Source organism: Mesorhizobium sp. BHbdii (genome assembly GCF_053848045.1).
The window spans coordinates 633,253-651,021 of the sequence record NZ_JBSPKX010000003.1 but is presented as its reverse complement, the minus strand read 5'-3'; the positions used below and the strand labels follow the sequence as shown (position 1 = coordinate 651,021).

At 61.9% G+C, this 17,769-nt stretch carries 19 protein-coding genes; 13 read left to right on the top strand and 6 right to left on the bottom strand.

Annotated features, from left to right (window positions below):
- Nucleotides 1-5 precede the first annotated feature (5 nt).
- From ACWTU8_RS19975 to ACWTU8_RS19950, 6 genes are read left to right on the top strand one after another with little or no spacing between them, the layout of a single operon-like run.
- Nucleotides 6-833, top strand: coding sequence for an ABC transporter permease (locus ACWTU8_RS19975; RefSeq protein WP_455849497.1), 828 nt, complete (start codon nucleotides 6-8; stop codon nucleotides 831-833).
- Nucleotide 834: 1 nt separating this feature from the next.
- Nucleotides 835-1,638: an ABC transporter ATP-binding protein gene (locus tag ACWTU8_RS19970; RefSeq protein ID WP_455849635.1), complete on the top strand. Its 804-nt coding sequence runs from the start codon at nucleotides 835-837 to the stop codon at nucleotides 1,636-1,638.
- Nucleotides 1,639-1,644: 6 nt separating this feature from the next.
- Entirely contained in the window at nucleotides 1,645-2,400 is a 756-nt protein-coding gene (locus ACWTU8_RS19965; protein ID WP_065010101.1) for an ABC transporter permease, read from the top strand.
- 2 nt (nucleotides 2,401-2,402) lie between these two features.
- Nucleotides 2,403-3,101: a fumarylacetoacetate hydrolase family protein gene (locus tag ACWTU8_RS19960; protein ID WP_455849634.1), complete on the top strand. Its 699-nt coding sequence runs from the start codon at nucleotides 2,403-2,405 to the stop codon at nucleotides 3,099-3,101.
- Nucleotides 3,094-4,644, top strand: coding sequence for an acyl--CoA ligase (locus ACWTU8_RS19955; RefSeq protein WP_455849496.1), 1,551 nt, complete (start codon nucleotides 3,094-3,096; stop codon nucleotides 4,642-4,644). Before ACWTU8_RS19960 ends, ACWTU8_RS19955 begins: the two co-directional genes overlap by 8 nt.
- On the top strand, nucleotides 4,641-5,624 hold the full coding sequence (locus ACWTU8_RS19950; RefSeq protein ID WP_455849495.1) for a 2-dehydropantoate 2-reductase: 984 nt from the start codon (nucleotides 4,641-4,643) through the stop codon (nucleotides 5,622-5,624). Before ACWTU8_RS19955 ends, ACWTU8_RS19950 begins: the two co-directional genes overlap by 4 nt.
- A 210-nt stretch (nucleotides 5,625-5,834) precedes the next feature.
- On the opposite strand, the gene ACWTU8_RS19945 is transcribed toward ACWTU8_RS19950, so the two are convergent.
- From ACWTU8_RS19945 to ACWTU8_RS19935, 3 genes are all read right to left on the bottom strand, one after another.
- The gene (locus ACWTU8_RS19945; protein ID WP_455849494.1) at nucleotides 5,835-6,011 is read right to left on the bottom strand and encodes a hypothetical protein; all 177 of its coding nucleotides are present in this window, start codon (nucleotides 6,009-6,011) and stop codon (nucleotides 5,835-5,837) included.
- A 122-nt stretch (nucleotides 6,012-6,133) separates the two neighbouring features.
- Nucleotides 6,134-6,619, bottom strand: coding sequence for an SRPBCC family protein (locus tag ACWTU8_RS19940; protein ID WP_287350477.1), 486 nt, complete (start codon nucleotides 6,617-6,619; stop codon nucleotides 6,134-6,136).
- On the bottom strand, nucleotides 6,616-6,981 hold the full coding sequence (locus ACWTU8_RS19935) for an ArsR/SmtB family transcription factor (protein ID WP_095518237.1): 366 nt from the start codon (nucleotides 6,979-6,981) through the stop codon (nucleotides 6,616-6,618). The genes ACWTU8_RS19940 and ACWTU8_RS19935 overlap by 4 nt, the downstream gene beginning before the upstream one ends.
- A gap of 176 nt (nucleotides 6,982-7,157) precedes the next feature.
- Between ACWTU8_RS19935 and ACWTU8_RS19930 the strand changes: the two genes are divergently transcribed.
- Nucleotides 7,158-7,514, top strand: a complete 357-nt coding sequence (locus ACWTU8_RS19930) for an ArsC family reductase (protein WP_455849493.1) — start codon at nucleotides 7,158-7,160, stop codon at nucleotides 7,512-7,514.
- A gap of 54 nt (nucleotides 7,515-7,568) precedes the next feature.
- Here ACWTU8_RS19930 and ACWTU8_RS19925 read toward each other — a convergent pair whose 3' ends face one another.
- Entirely contained in the window at nucleotides 7,569-9,065 is a 1,497-nt protein-coding gene (locus ACWTU8_RS19925; RefSeq protein ID WP_455849492.1) for a xylulokinase, read from the bottom strand.
- Between the two features lie 54 nt (nucleotides 9,066-9,119).
- Nucleotides 9,120-10,103 carry a sugar-binding transcriptional regulator gene (locus ACWTU8_RS19920; RefSeq protein WP_065010108.1) on the bottom strand — a complete coding sequence of 328 codons (984 nt, stop codon included), beginning with the start codon at nucleotides 10,101-10,103 and terminating at the stop codon, nucleotides 9,120-9,122.
- A gap of 140 nt (nucleotides 10,104-10,243) precedes the next feature.
- Here ACWTU8_RS19920 and ACWTU8_RS19915 point away from each other — a divergent pair, with 140 nt between their 5' ends.
- Together ACWTU8_RS19915 and ACWTU8_RS19910 are read left to right on the top strand one after the other, a co-directional pair.
- On the top strand, nucleotides 10,244-11,572 hold the full coding sequence (locus ACWTU8_RS19915) for a sn-glycerol-1-phosphate dehydrogenase (RefSeq protein WP_455849491.1): 1,329 nt from the start codon (nucleotides 10,244-10,246) through the stop codon (nucleotides 11,570-11,572).
- A 4-nt stretch (nucleotides 11,573-11,576) separates the two neighbouring features.
- The gene (locus ACWTU8_RS19910; protein ID WP_455849633.1) at nucleotides 11,577-12,386 is read left to right on the top strand and encodes an HAD-IIB family hydrolase; all 810 of its coding nucleotides are present in this window, start codon (nucleotides 11,577-11,579) and stop codon (nucleotides 12,384-12,386) included.
- A 182-nt stretch (nucleotides 12,387-12,568) separates the two neighbouring features.
- On the opposite strand, the gene ACWTU8_RS19905 is transcribed toward ACWTU8_RS19910, so the two are convergent.
- Nucleotides 12,569-13,489: a sugar-binding transcriptional regulator gene (locus tag ACWTU8_RS19905; protein WP_455849490.1), complete on the bottom strand. Its 921-nt coding sequence runs from the start codon at nucleotides 13,487-13,489 to the stop codon at nucleotides 12,569-12,571.
- A 155-nt stretch (nucleotides 13,490-13,644) separates the two neighbouring features.
- Here ACWTU8_RS19905 and ACWTU8_RS19900 point away from each other — a divergent pair, with 155 nt between their 5' ends.
- The 4 genes from ACWTU8_RS19900 (at nucleotide 13,645) to ACWTU8_RS19885 (ending at nucleotide 17,761) form a co-directional block, all read left to right on the top strand.
- Nucleotides 13,645-14,532 (top strand): ABC transporter permease subunit, encoded by an 888-nt coding sequence (locus ACWTU8_RS19900; RefSeq protein WP_192362545.1) that lies wholly within the window; start codon nucleotides 13,645-13,647, stop codon nucleotides 14,530-14,532.
- 1 nt (nucleotide 14,533) lies between these two features.
- Nucleotides 14,534-15,406 (top strand): carbohydrate ABC transporter permease, encoded by an 873-nt coding sequence (locus ACWTU8_RS19895; RefSeq protein WP_029355470.1) that lies wholly within the window; start codon nucleotides 14,534-14,536, stop codon nucleotides 15,404-15,406.
- Between the two features lie 59 nt (nucleotides 15,407-15,465).
- A complete protein-coding gene (locus ACWTU8_RS19890; protein WP_029355472.1) occupies nucleotides 15,466-16,971 on the top strand; it encodes an ABC transporter substrate-binding protein in 1,506 nt (501 codons plus the stop codon).
- Nucleotides 16,972-17,035: 64 nt separating this feature from the next.
- Nucleotides 17,036-17,761: an SDR family oxidoreductase gene (locus ACWTU8_RS19885; RefSeq protein WP_455849489.1), complete on the top strand. Its 726-nt coding sequence runs from the start codon at nucleotides 17,036-17,038 to the stop codon at nucleotides 17,759-17,761.
- Nucleotides 17,762-17,769: the final 8 nt, after the last annotated feature.

Genomic DNA, 17,769 nt, shown 5'->3' with positions numbered 1-17,769 from the left:
GCCGGATGGCCGTAAGCATCAGAACCGACGTCGAGGCTGCCGGCCTCGCTTCTCCATCGACTCGAAGCGCAACGGGCGCATCGTGGGACCAGCCGATCCTGCTCAGGCTGGTGTCGATCGCTCTGTTCGCGGGAATTTGGGAAGTGGCCGGGCGTATTCCCGTCAGCTTCGCCTTTCCGACTTTTTCCGACACCATCGTCGCATTTTTCGGATTGCTCGCCGACGGCAGCTTGGCAACTGCCTATCTTTCGACACTGCAGCCGCTGTTGCTCGGCGTTGTCCTCTCGGCGTTCCTGGGTGTCGGCCTCGGCACGATCTGTGGCCTGTGGCGCACCGGCGAATGGCTGGTGATCCCTGTGTTCATCGTGCTTCAGGCAGCACCTGTCGCCGCCTTCATTCCAATGGTCACCTTCGTCTACGGAATAGGCATGACCGCCAAAACGCTCGCCGTCATGATCCTGGCGCTGCCGGTCATCGTGCTCAATACCTACAAGGCCGTGCGCAACGTCAACGAGTCGCTGCTGGTCATGTGCCGATCATTCCTGGGCACACGTTGGCAGACCGTCGCCAAGATCATTCTTCCGGACGCCAGTCCAGTGATTTTTGCCGGTTTGCGCCTCGGCGTCGCTGCCGGGTTCGTCGGCGTGGTGCTCGCCGAGCTGCTGATCACCCCGACCGGCATCGGCGACCTCATAACCTTTCACCGCTCGCGCGCAGACTACGCCGAGATGTACGCAACAATTGCCTCGATCATTGCGCTTTCCACCCTGACGCTCGTCTTTCTGCAGTGGGTGGAAGTCCGTGTTTTCAGGCCGGAGAGTAGAGGTGCTTAAGATGGGCGCGACCGCATTGCGAAATGGACCGTCGCCGGTTCCCGCACCGATCGATTCAATCGTGGAGGTGAGAGGAATTTCAAAGACCTACGGCAATGTCGAGGCGTTGCGCGGCATCGACCTCGACTTTCCCAGGGGCAAGCTGACCAGCCTTCTCGGACCCAGCGGTTGCGGAAAGACGACCCTGTTGAAGATCATAGCGGGGCTGATACGGGCCGATGGCGGCACTGTCGCGATCAACGGCAAGCGCGTCAGCGCCCCAGGCCCCGAACGCGCTTTCGTGTTCCAGGACTTTGCGCTGATGCCTTGGGCGACCGTGATGCGCAATGTAGCCTTCGGACTTGAATTGCGCGGCACCAACAAGGCCGAGCGTGAGGAGATCGCCCGCCGCTATATAGCTGAGGTGGGTCTCGCCGGCTTCGAGGACAAATACCCGCACGAGTTGTCGGGCGGCATGCGCCAACGCGTCGGCCTGGCGCGGGCCTTGTCGGTCGATGCCGACGTCCTGCTCCTCGATGAACCGTTTTCGGCGGTCGACGAGCAGAACCGGCGGAAGTTCCAGGAAGATCTAATCCGACTGCGCACCAACCAGAACAAGACCTTCATCTTCGTGACGCACTCGATCGAGGAGGCAGTCTACATCTCCGACCGCATCGTCTTGCTGTCACCGAGACCCGGCCGGGTGTCGCAGATCATTGAACCGGAAATCGATCGCTCCGGCGACCCCGAGCGCATTCATCGCGACAGGCACTATCTCGATACGGTCGAGGAGATATGGCTGGGGCTGAAGCAGTATGTGGAGTGACCGGTCATGACCCTGTTTGGCTACCGAGTACCAATGATGGCGTCCCTGCTCGTCTGGTGCGTCGTGTGGGAAATCGTCGGCCGGCTGGACCTTGTCTTTCTGCTGCCACCGTTTAGCGACGTGCTGGCTGCAGCGGTCGGTTTGGTGCAGACCCCGTCCTGGCAGAGCGCGACGGTCACGACCCTTCGCGCCTTCGCCATGGGCATGGCCCTGTCGATCGTAATCGGCGTGCCTCTGGGCATCCTGATGGGACGTGTCAAGATCGCCGACGACCTGCTCGGCATGTGGGTCAATATCTTTTCAAGCGCACCGCTCTCGGCGATCGTCCCGGTGCTGATGATCCTGTTCGGCTTCGGCGAGCAGACGATCGTTGCGGCGGTGTTCCTGTTTGCGATCTGGATCATCGTACTCGACACGCGCGCCGGGGTCCGCCACATCTCGCCGTCGCTGATCGAAATGGCGCGTTCCTATGGCGCCTCGCGTCCGGCCCTTTATACCAAGATCATCCTGTGGGCGGCGCTTCCGGAGATCCTTGCCGGCATCCGCCTCGGCCTCATCCGCGGCGTCAAGGGCGTCGTCATCGGCCAGTTGCTCGTCGCCATCGTCGGCTACGGCGCGCTGTTCGAGACCTTCTCGCGAAATTTCCGCATGGCCGAATTCTGGGCCTTGACCATCATCCTTTTTGCCTTCGCCCTGCTGATTGCCGAACTGATCGAAAGGGCCGAAGCCAAAGTCGAATACTACGCAGGAGCAAGACAGTGAACATGCACGGCACGATCTCAAGCTACGTCATCGAACCGAACGCAATCCCCAGCATCCCGGTGGCGGGAACTGACAAGATGTTTCCGGTGCACCGCGTCTATTGCGTCGGACGGAACTATGCCGCGCACGCAGTCGAGATGGGGCACGACCCCAACAAGGAGCCGCCATTCTTCTTCCAGAAGAATCCCGACAACCTCGATACGACAGGAGAATTTCCGTATCCTCCGGCCTCCAACGATGTCCATCACGAGATCGAAATGGTCGTGGCGCTGAAGAGCGGCGGCACGGACATCGCGGCCGAAAAGGCTCTGGACTGCGTGTTCGGTTATGGCGTAGGTCTCGACATGACCCGGCGCGACCTGCAAGGTAAGGCGAAGGACATGGGCCGTCCATGGGAGGTCGGCAAGGCCTTCGAGGCATCGGCGCCATGCACGCCATTGGTTCCGGCAAGTTCGATCGGTCATCCAACCCAGGGAGCGATTTGGCTGGACGTCAATGGCGAGCGAAAACAAACCGGCGATCTCAACCAGATGATTTGGAAAGTTCCGGAAATGATCAGCTATCTCTCGGGTCTCTTCACGCTGATGCCGGGGGACATCATTCTTTCCGGCACGCCGGCGGGCGTCGGGGCAGTTGTTCGCGGTGATGTTCTTCGCGGTCATATCGATGGCGTCGGCGACCTAGAGGTTCGCGTTGTCTGAAGCGGCGTCGATCATTGAACGGCTTGCTGTCGGAGCGGACGATGCGCCGGCGATTTCGGCACCCGACAGGATCACGCTCACCCATGGCGGACTGCGCCGCCTGATCTCTGAAACGGCAGCGCAACTGCACACGCTGGGCCTGGGCCGCGGCGATCGGGTGGCCATCGTGCTGGCGAACGGGCCGGAGATGGCGACGGCCTTTGTCGCGGTGGCCGCGGCGGCGTCCACGGCGCCGCTCAACCCGGCCTACCGGGCCGACGAGCTCGACTTCTACCTGACCGACATTGGCGCCAAGGCGATCCTGGTTGCCGAAGACGAAAGCGGCCCGGCGATTGCCGTTGCCGAGCGCCTTGGCATAGCGGTGCTCAGGCTCGCAGCACTGCGCGACGCGCCTGCCGGAAGCTTCAAGATCGAGGGCGAACCGATCGGCCCGCCGGCTGCGCCCGAACTGGCTGAGGACGGCGACATCGCGCTGTTGCTGCACACTTCAGGCACCACGTCACGACCAAAGCTGGTGCCGCTCAGCCATGCCAATCTTGCCGCCTCGGCCGCCCATATCGGCGCGACGCTCGGCCTGACATCAGGCGATCGCTGCCTCAACATCATGCCGCTGTTCCACATCCATGGTCTGATCGCGGCGGTGCTGTCCTCGCTCGCCGCCGGCGGCAGCGTCTTCTGCACGCCGGGCTTCAACGCGCTGCGCTTCTTCCATTGGCTAAGCGAGGCGCGGCCGAGCTGGTACACGGCCGTGCCGACCATGCATCAGGCGATCCTGCCTCGGGCGGCACGCAATGCCGATGCACTGGCAGCGGCGCCTCTTCGCTTCATCCGCTCGTCCTCGGCATCGCTGCCGCCGCAAGTGATGGCCGAGCTTGAGGCGACCTTCGGCTGTCCGGTGATCGAATCCTACGGCATGACCGAGGCCGCCCACCAGATGGCCTCGAACCGGTTGCCGCCAGGCCTGCGCAAGCCGGGCAGCGTCGGCGCCGCCGCCGGACCGGAAGTGGCGGTGATGGCGCTGGACGGGCAATTGCTGAAGCCCGGTGAGACCGGCGAGATCGTCATTCGCGGGCCTAATGTCACCGCGGGCTACGAGAAGAATCCGGACGCCAATGCCACTGCCTTCGCGCATGGCTGGTTTCATACCGGCGACCAGGGTGTGCTCGACGGCGACGGCTATCTGCGCGTCACCGGCCGGCTCAAGGAGATCATCAACCGCGGCGGCGAGAAGATCTCGCCGCTCGAGGTCGATGACGTGCTGATGGACCATCCGGCGGTGGCGCAGGTCGTCACTTTCGCCACGCCACACGACAAGCTCGGGGAGGAGGTCGCGGCTGCCATCGTGCTGCGCGAGGGCATGGCCGCTACCGAAGGCGATATCCGCAGCTTCGCCGCGATGCGGCTTGCCGACTTCAAGGTGCCGCGCATTGTCCTGATCCTGGACGAAATCCCGAAGGGCGCGACGGGCAAGCTGCAGCGCATCGGTCTCGCGACCAAACTGGGTCTTGTCAAACCCGGGCTTGCCAAACCTGGGCCTGGATGATGACGCGGATCACCATTTTTGGTGCCGGCGCGATCGGCGGCTATCTCGCGGCCAAACTTGCCATGGCCGGCCGGGTCGATCTGTCGATCATGGCGCGCGGCGCTCATCTCGATGCGATCAAGGCGGCCGGACTTCGCCTGATCGAAGACGGCCATGAATCCGTCGCCTCTGTCAGGGCCGCCGGGCAAGCGCAGGAGCTAGGCGTCCAGGACTATGTCGTACTGGCGCTCAAGGCCCATTCTCTCGCACCGGCGCTCGACCAGATCGCGCCGCTGCTGGGCGAGGGGACGGCTGTCGTCACCATGCAGAATGGCGTGCCGTGGTGGTACTTCCACAAGATCGGCGGTTCGCTCGAAGGCACGCGGTTGCAAGCGGTGGATCCCGGTGGAGTGATCTGGGATCGGCTTGGGCCGGATCGCGTCATCGGCTCGGTCGTGTATCCTGCGGCTGAGGTGGATGCGCCCGGCCTGGTCCGCCATATCGAGGGAAAACGCTTTTCGCTCGGCGAGCCCTCGGGCGAGAAGAGCGAACGTGTCACGCGGCTTGCTGCGGAGATGGTTGCGGCAGGGCTGCAGGTGCCGGTTCGCGACGACATCCGAAGTGAGATCTGGGTGAAGCTCTGGGGCAATCTCTCCTTCAACCCCATTTCCGCGCTGACCGGCAGCACGCTTGCGGCAATCGCTGCCGACGAGGCAACCCGCACGCTTGCCCGCACCATGATGCTGGAGGCGCAGGCGATCGGCGAAAGTCTCGGCGTGCGTTTCCCGATAAATGTCGACCGCCGTATCAAGGGGGCCGGCGATGTCGGCGAGCACAAGACCTCGATGCTGCAGGATCTGGAGCGCGGCCGACCAATGGAGATCGATGCGCTGGTGACGGCGGTTCAGGAACTCGGCCGGTTGACTGGCCAGCCAACGCCCGCCATCGACAACGTGCTGGCGCTGGTGCGCCGCCTCGCCATCGAGCGCGGCTGCTATTGACACAGGAGCGGGCCAGGCAGTCCCACCATCCTCGCCAGGTTATTTTTTCGTTTCGCATGTTCTCTCTTTGTCATGATGCTCGAATCGTCGGTTCAGGTAGTTTGAAAATTGGCGAAAGCGCCTATAGGCTTAGCGAAAAACATCGGAGGCCTCATGTCGGAGCAATTGCGCATCCGTCTTAATTCTGGTCAGAAGCGAGCGCGGAAAGCGTCAGAGATAACTGGGTTCGTTGCCGCTGTAGGCCGTAAATCCAGTGACCGACATGGTCTCGACCCCAATGATCGACACTTCGATCCCGAATTGAGCAAACGGCTGCGGCGGATGCCGCCAGAGAATTTCGACCGCTTGCTCCGTGAGGATGAGGACTAACCCCACCGGATCTAGCAAGACCTGCCGCCAAAATCTCTTGTCGCGAAGGGCGGGAAGAAGCGCGCCGAGAACAGGACGCCCGAATGGCGCGTTGAGATCGCAAAGAAGCCAGCCGCCGCTCGTCGAGGCACTACTCCGCCTCAAATCGTTCTGACATATGCCGCAAGCTGGTCGGCCACGGTGCCCCAGCCATCGAAAAAGCCCATCTCCTCATGGTTCTTGCGTGTGGCTTCATCGCGGTGGATGGCGGTCGCGATGTAGCGTGTCGCCTTGCCTTCCGGGTGCAATGATATGACCGCTGTGATGAACGGGTCCCCTGACGGCCGATAGCCGGGCAGCAACGCATCGGTCCACACCAGCCGCTCGTTAGGCACTATGTCGAGGTAGCAGCAATGCCGGTCGTTGACCTCCTTGCCATCAGGCGACTGCATGCGGGTCCGGAACAGGCCGCCGGGCCTGAGGTCGATCTCGCAATCGGTGACGATCCACGGCTTCGGTGTGAACCACTGCCGAACATGCTCGGGCGTCGTCCAGGCTGTCCACAAAAGCTCGCGCGGCGCTTCGATGACGCGTTCGAGGACGAGATCGAGTTTCGGGTCGGGTTTGAAAAGCGGGGTCGAACTCATTTGTCTTTCTCCTTGAGTGTCATCACGTAGGCATCGAACTGGTCGAGGCGGCGTTCCCACAGTGCGCGCTGCTCGGCCAGCCAATTTTCCGCGACCTTCAGCGGCTCCGGCGCGAGCCGGTAGGTCCTGACGCGGCCGGCCTTTTCGGAACGCACCAGCCCGCAGCCTTCCAGAACCCTGAGATGTTCGATGAAGGAGGGCAGAGCCATCTCGAACGGCTGGGCGAGCTCACTGACCGATGCCGGGCTTCGGTTCAGCCGCTCGACCACGCGCCGCCGCGTCGGATCGGCCAGCGCTCGGAAAATGCCGTCGATCGGCGGGACGCTAGGACTCGAGGTCTGTGGGCTTGTTGCGACGGTCATGTCTTCCTCGCGCCACTGCGCATGGCCAAAGATGGTTCGGAAAACACTTAGGAAAATTCCTTAGTATAGGCAAGCCCAAAAGTTCTGAGGATGCCTGCGGGGTCTCTGACAAAGTCTGAAGGGTGGTTTAGGGTGCCGCCAGATTCGACGAACGATCAGTCCGAGGGGCCAAAATTTTGACCATCACGATGTACGGCATCACCAATTGCGATACGATGAAGAAGGCGCGTGTCTGGCTGGAAAGCCACGATGTCGCCTACCGCTTTCATGACTACAGGGTCGAAGGACTGGACGCGGACCGGCTGAACGGCTGGTCCCGCAAAGTCGGCTGGGGAATCCTGCTTAACAAGGCGAGCACGACGTTTCGCGAACTGTCGGACAAGGACAAGCTGAGCCTCGACGAGACGAAGGCCAAGGCGCTGATGTTGGCCAACCCGACGATGATCAAACGGCCGGTCCTCGAACTTGGCGATCGCATCCTCGTCGGCTTCAAGCCTGATGTTTACCAGCAGGCGGTGGGCGGGTTGAAGTAGCGGGACGGGACGCTTTTCGCGCTCCAGTTCGAGAGCCTGCTTGCCGCGCCGGTCTCAATTCCGCCAGGCGAATTGGGTCGCGGGGAAGACCCTGGCCTGCTTGGCCGACAGCGCGTCCCATGCTTCGCGGCTGCGTGGGTCCGGCTCGATTGTCTCGGCGATGCTCGTCATGGCGTCCGCGGCCTCAGCAAAACTCTCGAACCATCCGATGCCGACCGCTGCGCTAATGGCTGCGCCGAGGGAGGAGGCTTCAGCGTTGTGACCCTTATGGATCGAGATCCCGGTCGCGTCCGCGATCATCTTTGTCCAAAGTTTGCTGTTGGCGCCGCCGCCGATCGCCACCATTTGCGCCGGTGAAAGACCATGGCTGCGCATCTCTTCGAGAGCCCGGGCGGTTTGCAGCGTCATCGCCTCTAGCCCCGCACGATAAAAATGACCGAGCGTGTGCGAGGGGTGCATGCCGATGAAGCTCGCGCGTGCGCTCGGATCCCAATGCGGGTCCATGCAACCGACCAGGGTGGTGCCGGCGAGAAGTCCGTCCGAGCCGATCGGGACGGCCGCCGCTTCCCTTTCCAGGCGGTCGAAGATCGCCGGATCGGAGCGTCCGCCGGCAAACATGTCTACGAACCAGTTGACGAAATAGACACCTGCCCGCTGCACCGCCTCGAGGAAATAGCCATCGCCTGTCGGCGAGGTCATGGTGCGCCAGAAGGCGCCGACCACCGGTTCCCGCGACCAGATTCCCGCGATGATCGCAGTTCCGAGATTGAGATAGACGACGCCGTCGCGCATGGCATTGACGCCGAGCCCGGCGCATTGCCCATCGCCGCCGGCGGCAATCACCGGCGTTCCTTCGGCTAGCCCTGTTGCGGCGGCGGCCGCGGCATGGACGGTCCCGACCCGCGTGCCGGACCGCACCGCGTTGGGAAGTTGCGACGGCTTGATGCCGAGATGATCGAGGAGCGGCTGCGACCATGCCTTGCGCGAGATGTCGAAGAGACCGAACGGATCGGCGCTCGTCCAGCTCGCACTCGGCGTTCCCGTCAGTTTCAGCGTCAGGTAGCCGTGCACGTCGAGGATTTTCTTCGCATGGTCCAACCGTTTCGGTTCGTTCTCGCGCAGCCACTTCAGGCGGTAGACCACCGGCGTCACATCGATCGGCTTGCCGGTGATCGCGTGCAGCCGCTCACGGCCGATTTCCGCCGCGAAACGGTCGACCAGCCCGGCGGCGCGTTCGTCGAGCCAAAGGCTCGCGGGTCCGATCGGCTCGCCGGCGCCGTCGATGAGGGCAACGGTTTCGCGTTGGTTGGAGATCGCGATACCGGCGATGCGTTTCGCATCGACCGCGCCGACAAGCTGTCGCAGCGCCACTGTTGCGGCCCGCCACCAGTCGGTGACCTCCTGCTCGACATAGTCCGGCCTCGGCTTCATCAGATCGAGCGGCGCGCGGCCTTCCGCCACGGCTCGTCCGTCCCGGCTCCAGGCAATCGCCTTGCAGGATTGCGTGGAACTGTCGAGGCCGACGACAAGGGGTCCGTCGCTGCTGCCCATGATTGTCCTCCCGAGACGATGAGTTCCACCGAGTGCTGGTTAGTCGAGTGCCGGTTATTCCAAGAGAATGTTCGCGGTGGCCATGTCGGTGACAAAATGTGTCGCATATCCGCCGCCGAGCCCAGCCCTGATCGCCCCCATCTTGCGGGCGCCGCCGGCGGCGCAGATACGGATGGGCACCGCTTTCAGTTCATCGAGCGTGATGCCGACGGTGCGTCCGTCGAGCGGAGTAGCGAAAGGGGCGCCTCGAGCGTCGATGAACCGCCCGATGATGACCCCGAGCGCTCCCTGCTCGATCATACCTGCAAGTGCGTCGGCATCCGATATCCCGGCTCGGGCATAGGTGCTCTCCGGCCCTATATCGCCGATCCCGAAGATGACCTTGCCGGCGGCACGGATCATACGGAACTGGTTGACGAGCATCGGCTCCTGCATGAGTTCGTCGTGCAGTTCGTCGGTGGAAACGATCGCCGGGGCAAGCAGGTTGATGCAGCGGGCTCCGAGCCGATTGGCCATCAGCGAGGTGCAGAATTCCGGCGAGAAATCGCTGGTGCCGATCGAGCTTCCCGAGAGCTGGACGACGGTGAGGTTCCGGTCATGCCGTAATCGTGGAATCGAGCGGGCGGCAGCGAGCACCGTTTTTCCCCAGGCGACGCCGATCGTGTCACCCGGATCGACCATGGATGCGAGCAACCGTCCTGCCGCTTCGCCGATGCGGCGGTCGGCATCGTTTGGATCGAGGTCGGGGATAACCGCCGCGCCGCGAAGGCCGTATTTTTCCATGAGGCGCCGCGAGGTCAACGTGCGGGCAAAAGCGTCGTGATCGACCTGCACGGCGACAAGTCCGCTTTCGCGTGCCTCCTGCAGATAGTTTACCACGCTCGCCCTGGAGACATTCATGACCTTCGCCACATCGCTCTGGTTGAGCTGGTCGACATAGTAGAGCCAGGCAGCCCACGCCACCGCGCTGTCGAATTCGGGCGGCAGTGCCGAGAGCCCAGATGTTCGGACCACGTCGATGTCGGCGTTGGCATTCATGTCCCTTTTTCCGCAGGTTTGCAGAACGAAGTCAAGCGTTGCGGGCAGATGCTTGACAAAAGACAGTGATAGGTGACTATTGTTCGATGGCGCAGCGCCCCTGTGTCTGGACTAGAGAGTTGCCCCCACAGGAGGACGCCATGACGAATCCGGCAGCCGGATCCTGGACGACTTTAATCGACGACATTTTGGACGGGAACTGGACCAGCCCGGAGACCGGGAAAAAGGCCGTGGTGCCTTATGATCGGATCGTCATCGAAGAAAGCCTCGACGGGCGGGCGGCCGATCTCGTTTCGGAGCTCGGTCTGGGTGAGCGGTTCACCGTCGTCGCGGATGCCGCGACCTATGATGCGCTTGGCGAACGCGTTGCGCGCGAACTGAAGACGCTCGGCCCTGTCGATGTCCTGATATTGGACCACCCGCATGCCGACATGGCCAACGTCGAAAGCCTGGCCGTCAAACTCGCGGATGCGGATGCCGTGGTCGCGGTCGGTTCCGGCACGATCAACGATCTCTGCAAGTTCGTCACCGGAAGGAACGAACGGCGCTATTGCGTGTTCGGGACGGCCGGTTCGATGAACGGCTACACATCGACGACCGCGTCCATCACACTTGAAAGCGGCCTGAAGGTATCGCTCCCTTCCCACGCGCCATCAGGCTTTTTCGTCGACCTTGGCGTCTCCGCTGCCGCCCCGACCTATCTGTCAGCGGCGGGGTTCGGTGACTGCCTTTGCCGCTCGGTCGCCCAGATCGACTGGTGGATGTCGCACCGTCTGCTTGGCACTGCCTACCATCAGGTCCCGTTTCTCATCCAGGAAAAGGATGAGGCGGCGCTCAACGAGCGTGCGGCAAAGCTTGCCGAACACGACATCGAGGCCAATGGCTATCTCTATCGCGTGCTGACGCTCTGCGGCCTCGGAATTTCCTTCACCGGCGTCTCCAATCACGGTTCCATGGGCGAGCATCAGATATCGCACTACATAGACTGCTTCGCCGGCGAGCGTCACCCCGGTACGCTCCACGGCACCCAGGTCGGCGTCGCTTCGCTCACCATGGCGCGATTGCAGCAAGCAATGCTTGCTAGCGACAAGCCGCCGGTAGTGAAGGCGACGAAGATCGATCCTGACGACATGGTCCGCCGCATGAGCCCGGCTGTCGCCGCACAATGTCTCGACGAACTGAAGAAGAAGGCCTTCGACGAAAATGCCGCCGCCGCATTCAACGAGTGGCTGCAGGAGCTCTGGCCGACACTCAGGCAGGAGCTCAAGCAATTCATGGTGCCTGTCGACGAGATGCAGCGCCTGCTGAAATCCACCGGCGGGCCGATCTCAGCCGCCGAATTGGGCACGCCACCCGATTTCTACCGCGAAGCCGTCGTTCATTGCCGGGAGATGCGCAATCGCTTCTCGTTCCTCGACATTGCTGCGGATGCAGGAATGCTGGAGGATTTTGCGCGTGGGGAAGCTTGACGGGATGCGCGACCTCGCCGAATTCGGACCCGAAGCTGCGGCGCGCATTCGCGGCGTCTTCTGCGATATCGACGACACCTTGACGACCGAGGGTCGTCTTCCAGCCGACGCCTACCGTGCGCTCGAAAGTCTGCACGAGGCGGGCCTTGTCGTTGCTCCCATTACCGGGAGACCGGCAGGCTGGTGCGACATGATTGCCCGGTTCTGGCCGGTGACCGGCGTGGTCGGCGAAAATGGCGCTTTTTACTTCGCTTATGATCAGGCAACGCGAAAGATGATCCGGGTTTTCGCCGCGAGCGCTGAGGAACGCCGGGAAAACAGGCGCAGACTCACGGAACTGGAAAAGCGTATTGTCCAGGAAGTGCCGGGTTCGGCCGTATCCGCCGACCAGCAATATCGCGAAGCCGATCTGGCCATCGACTTTTGCGAAGATGTTCCAGCTCTGCCGATCTCCGACGCCATGCACATCAAGCAGATTTTCGAGGAAGCCGGCGCTGTGGCCAAGATTTCGTCGATCCATGTGAATGGCTGGTTTGGCCGATACGACAAGCTGTCGATGACGCGCCGCTTTGCGAGCGAGAGGCTGGGAACCGATCTCGATGGCGAAAGGCAGGCCTACGCGTTCGTCGGAGACAGTCCGAACGACGCTCCGATGTTCGGGTTTTTTCCGAGCTCGTTCGGGGTCGCGAATGTCATGGACTTCCAGGGACAAATCGACGCCGAACCCGCTTTCGTCGCCAGGTCGCGGGGTGGACGCGGCTTCGTCGAGGTTGCCGATATGATCCTGGCAAACCGGAGGTCGGGGGTGGTCTGATCGGCCGGCGCGAAATGTGCCGCCCGCAAACGACGCAAAGGATGCTGCAGGCGATGGAACCGAACCAGGGACGGCTTAGGAAAGATTCGATGCCATTCTGCTTTCAGAGGAAAGCGAGCGCGATGCACCAGGCAAAATCGCACAGCACCTTTGGTTGCTACCGCAATCCCGGCCGGTGGATGTCAGAGCGAACTCCCTGTCTCCTGATCGGTGATGAGGCCGGTGAAGAATCCCTTTTCCAGGAGCTTGGCCATGATGCCGACCTTATTCTTTCCGCCGGAAACAAGGATGCGTTTGGGAATATTCATTGTGTCGAGAGGGTAAACCCCAACGATGCGTTCATTGACGGGATGGTCGATGAGTTCGGCGTTCCGGTCGAAGAAATAGCCGAGAAAGTTCCCGATCGGTTTCATTCTGAGGATATCGTCGAATTCCTCGTCGGTCATATAACCGACGCTCCGAAGCGTCGAGCTGGTTGTGCCGCCGACGCTCATCAGCGCAAGGTCGGCGTTGAGTGCCTTCTGGATAACCTCGCGCGCGCTCGGTTGCTGCAGGATCGTCTCGCGGCTGTCGCGGCTGTCGCAGATGATGGGTCCGGGGAGATAATAGGATTCGGCCTGGGTGCGCTGGGCAAAGACGGCGGCGGCGTCGTATTTGTCGATCGACGACCGGCGCGACAGAGAGCCGAGAAGCGGTACGACGGTAACGTCCCTGAGGGCCACCGGTTCGATGTTGGAGGCGAGCCATCTCATGGTTCGGCCCCACGCCATGGCGACCGTCATGTCGTCCCTGAGCAGCGTCTCGACAGTCTGCGCGGCATAGATGCCGATCACTTCGGAGAGCCCGAGCTCCGACCCGGTATCGTTCGGTGTGACGCTGCATATGTCGAGCCGGTACTTCCGCCTGAGCTGTTCTTCCATTTCGAGCGCCTGGGACGTCCCGGCGTTGATGCGGATCGAGACGATGCCGCGCTCCTTCGCCTCGGCCAGCAACCTGTGGATCTTGGTGCGGTTGATCTGCAGCCGCTCGGCGATGGCCTGCTGCGTTTCGCCCAACACGAAATACTGATGGGCTACCCGTGCCAGGAGACCGATCGACGTCATGAGGGTCCTCCGATGCTGGTGGCGCACCCATCCGAATGCCGCTGTAGCCGGCCAACAAGTGCTTGCCACAGACAGGACGACAATATAGCATTTGAACAAATGCACAAGATATGAACATTTGTGCATCGCAAAACGAAGCGGTTCGGGAGGAACGCGTGCGGGTTGCCCAAGCCAGACGTTTCGTCATTTCGGATCACCCGCTGCCCTGGCTGCTGCCGCTGGTGGCGATCCTGCTTGTCTTCACGGTCTACCCCCTGATCTACAACATCTGGCTGAGCTTCCATGAGTTCGTCCCGCGCCGACGGGCGCTCGAATTCGTCGGAACGGAAAACTGGGTGCAGCTCTGGAACGACACGCGGTTCTGGCAGTCGCTCGTCATCACCTTCACCTATTTCGCCATCGCACTGGTCTTTGAACTGGTGCTCGGCATGGCGATCGCGCTGCTCCTCGACAGCGACGGCTTCGGTTTCGGATTCTTGCGCGGCGTCCTGACAATGACGCTTGTCATCCCGCCGGCCATCGTCGGCATGATGTATCTGCTGATGGAGGACCCGCAGTTCGGGGTGATCAGCTACCTCCTGCAGTCGATCGGCCTGCTCAATCCGAACAACCCTATCCTCGCCACGGCGTCGACCGCGCTAGCCGGCGTTCTCGTCGCGGAAATCTGGCAGTGGACGCCGTTCATGGTCCTCATCTTCCTTGCCGGTCTCAGGGCGCTGCCGCCGGAGCCTTACGAGGCCGCGATGATCGACGGCGCGTCGTCGTTCCAGATTTTCCGGCGCATCACCCTGCCGATGATGTCGAAGGTGATCGCGATCGCCGTGCTGGTCCGCGGCATCGATCTCTTCCGCGTCTTCGATTATGTTTTCGTCATGACGTCCGGCGGGCCGGGAGCGTCGACCTACTCGCTGTCCCTCTATGCATGGCAGCAGACGTTCAGCTTCGTAAAATGGGGCTATGGAGCCACGCTCAGTCTCGTCACCCTGGTCATCATCCTGGTCATTGCCAATCTCTTCATCCGTATCGCCAAGGTGAGATGGTAAAATGAACGGCTCCTTCTCAACGCGCATGCTTCGCACCATCGCCGCCTGGGTTGTGGTCGCAGTCTTCTTCTTTCCGATCTACTACTGGACGTCGGTGGCGTTCAAACACGGCAATGACATCTTCAACCGGCCGCCGAAACTGATCGCCTTCACGCCGACCTTCGACAATTTCCAGAAGGTGTTCGGGATTTCGCTGGGCAGCGGCGGCATCACCGTGACGCCGGGCGGCGGCAACTTCTACATGGCGCCCCGCGTCTGGGATTCGATCGTGATCGCGACGCTGTCGACCGTGCTCGCCGTAGCCATCGCCACGCTTGCCGCCTATGCCCTATCGCGAATGAACTTCCGCGGCCGGCACAGTTTTGTCGGATGGGTGTTGTCGACGCGCATGATGCCACCCGTCGCGGTCGCGGTTCCGATGTTCTTCATCTACAAGAATTTCGGTCTCATCGACACCTATACCGGCATGGTGCTGATCCACGCGCTGATGAACCTGCCGCTCGCCGTCCTACTGATGAAGAGCTTCTTCGACGACATTCCGTCGGAGATCGACGAGAGCGCCATTGTCGATGGCGCCAGCCGCTTCATGATCTTCCGGCGGATCGTGCTGCCGATGGCCAAGGGCGGCATCGCCGCGACGGCGGTCCTCTGCTTCATCTTCAGCTGGACCGAATTCCTGTTTGCGCTGACCCTGACCACCACGTCTGTCAAGACCGTGCCTGTCGTCTCGTCGACCTTCGTCACCTCGATCGGCACCGCTTGGGGCAACATGGCCGCGCTTGGCGCTGCATCCATCATTCCCGCTTTCATCTTCATTCTATTGGTTCAAAAGCACCTCGTGCGCGGTCTCACGATGGGATCGTTGAAACAATAGATGGGAGGCTCGAATTCGCAGCCTTGTGAAAATCGCGAATTAAACCGGAGGAGTAGACAATGAAAGACAGCATCAGAAAGGCGCATCTTGCCTCTGTCACCGATCGCTTCGTTCGCGGACAGATGGACCGGCGCTCGTTTCTTCGCGCAGCAAGCATTCTCGGCCTCGGCGCCGGCGCGCTCGGCATGGGCCTGGGACGACGTCCGTTCTACGGCATCAGCCAGGCATCGGCTCAGGAACAGGAACTGAAGCCCAGCGCCGAAATCACCAAGTGGCTCTCGGATGTCGGCAAGCCCTTTGCCGGAACGACCCTTCGTCTCGCCACCGAATCGACGCCGCCGTCGAATGCCATCGCCACGCAGCTCAAGCAGTATTTCGAGGAGGCTACCGGCATCAAGGTCGAGATCGAAGTTCTGCCGCTTGAGCAGGTGCTGCAGAAGCTGACGCTCGACGTGGCGTCGAGCCTCGGCACTTACGACCTCTACTATATCGACCAGAGCTGGGCGGCGAGCTTCAGCCAGGACGTCTTCGATCCGCGCGAGCAGCTGAAGAACGCTGATCTGGCAATGCCGAACTACAACATCGACGACTTCCTGAAGCCGCTCGTCGACGGTATCGCCATGTACGAGGACCGCATGGTCGGCGTGCCCTATGACATCCCGATCTTCATCATGCAGTACCGCAAGGACGTCTGGGACGAGCTCAAGCTGCCGCCTCCGGCCACGCTGGACGATTTGCTGAAGGCGTCTGCGGCGATCACCGACGCCAAGGGCCCGAACATGTACGGCACCAGCGGCCAGATGAAATCGGGCCATTACAGCCTCGAATGCGATTGGACGGCGTGGCTTTGGGGCCATGGCGGTTCGATTTTCGGCCCCGACGGCAAATTCACCGGCAATGACGAAGCTGGCTTGGCCGCCATGGCCTACTGGGACAAGCTCAAGGCGACGATGCCGCCCGGCGTCGACGGCTGGACATGGGATGGCGAGGGCCAGTCGGTCGGCCAGGGCGTCGCCGCCTCGATGCTGTCTTGGGGCGAATTCTTCCCGTTCTTCGACGATCCCAAGGCTTCCAAGGTCTCCGGTCTGATGGAAGCGATGGTTCCACCGAAACCTGCCGCTACGCTGCGCACGGTCGAACAGACCGGATTCGGCGAAATTCCAGGCGTTGGTCACCAGGGCGGTTCTTCGCTCGCGGTGTCGAAATACTCGAAGAGCCCAGACGCTGCCTGGATCTTCATGCAGTGGGCGACCTCAGCCGATACCCAGGCGCTGATAACCGTTCTTGGCGGCGGTACGGGGCCAACGCGCACCAGCGTCTATGATGATCCGCGCGTGCTGGCCAATGCGCGTGTCGGCGCCGGTACGACCCGCCATTTGCCGGTCGTGCGCGACACCATCGCCAACTACATGGGATCCGAGCCCGACCTGCCGGCGTGGGCAGAACTCTCGAGCGATATGATCCCGGTTGCGCTGGGCAAATACTTCGCCGGCCAGTCGGGCTCGGCCAAGGAGTCGCTCGACGCCCTGAAAACCCAGGTCGACGATCTCGTCGCCAAGGGCTGAGTGTTCCGGGGTGGCGGCCTTGGGCCGCCACCCCGGGTATCGACAATTCCCATGAGGAAAAACAATGGCTGGAAAACAGCTCGTAGCAGTGACAGGAGCCAGTTCTGGTATCGGCGAAGCGGTCGCCAAGGTGTTTTCGCGCGCCGGCCATCCTGTTCTCATGATGGCCCGCCGTCTGGAGCGCATGGAGGCGCTGAACCTGCCTGACAGTATGGCCCGGCAGGTTGATGTCCGGGACCGCGTCGCAATTGCGGCCGCCGTGAAGGAGGCGGAAGCCGAATACGGACCGGTCGACATGCTCTTTGCCAATGCCGGCATCGCGCGTCTTGCCGATATAGGCCGCCAGCCGCCCGAGGAATGGGACGAGATGATCGACATCAACACGAAGGGCGTGCTGAATTCGGTCCAGGCCGTGATGGCGGGCATGATGGCGCGCCGTCATGGAACGCTGTTCATGATGAGTTCGATCGCTGGCCGGAAGGTCTATCCGGATCATACGGTTTACTGCGGGACGAAATTCTTCGTTCACGCCGTGTCGGAGTCGCTGCGCGACTATCTTTCCGACTATGACGTCCGCGTGGTCGTGCTTTCGCCCGGGGTGATCGAAACCGAAGTTCTGAGCGGCGTCCTCGATCCGCAGACGCTCGCCAACTACAAGGCCAACAAGCTCAAGATCGGTGGCGGGATCGGGCCCGAGCACGTCGCTGACCTCATGCTGCACACCTACCAGATGCCGCAGAACGCCCTCGTGCAGGAAATCGTCATCACGCCGACAAGGCAGAAATACTGACGACCCGA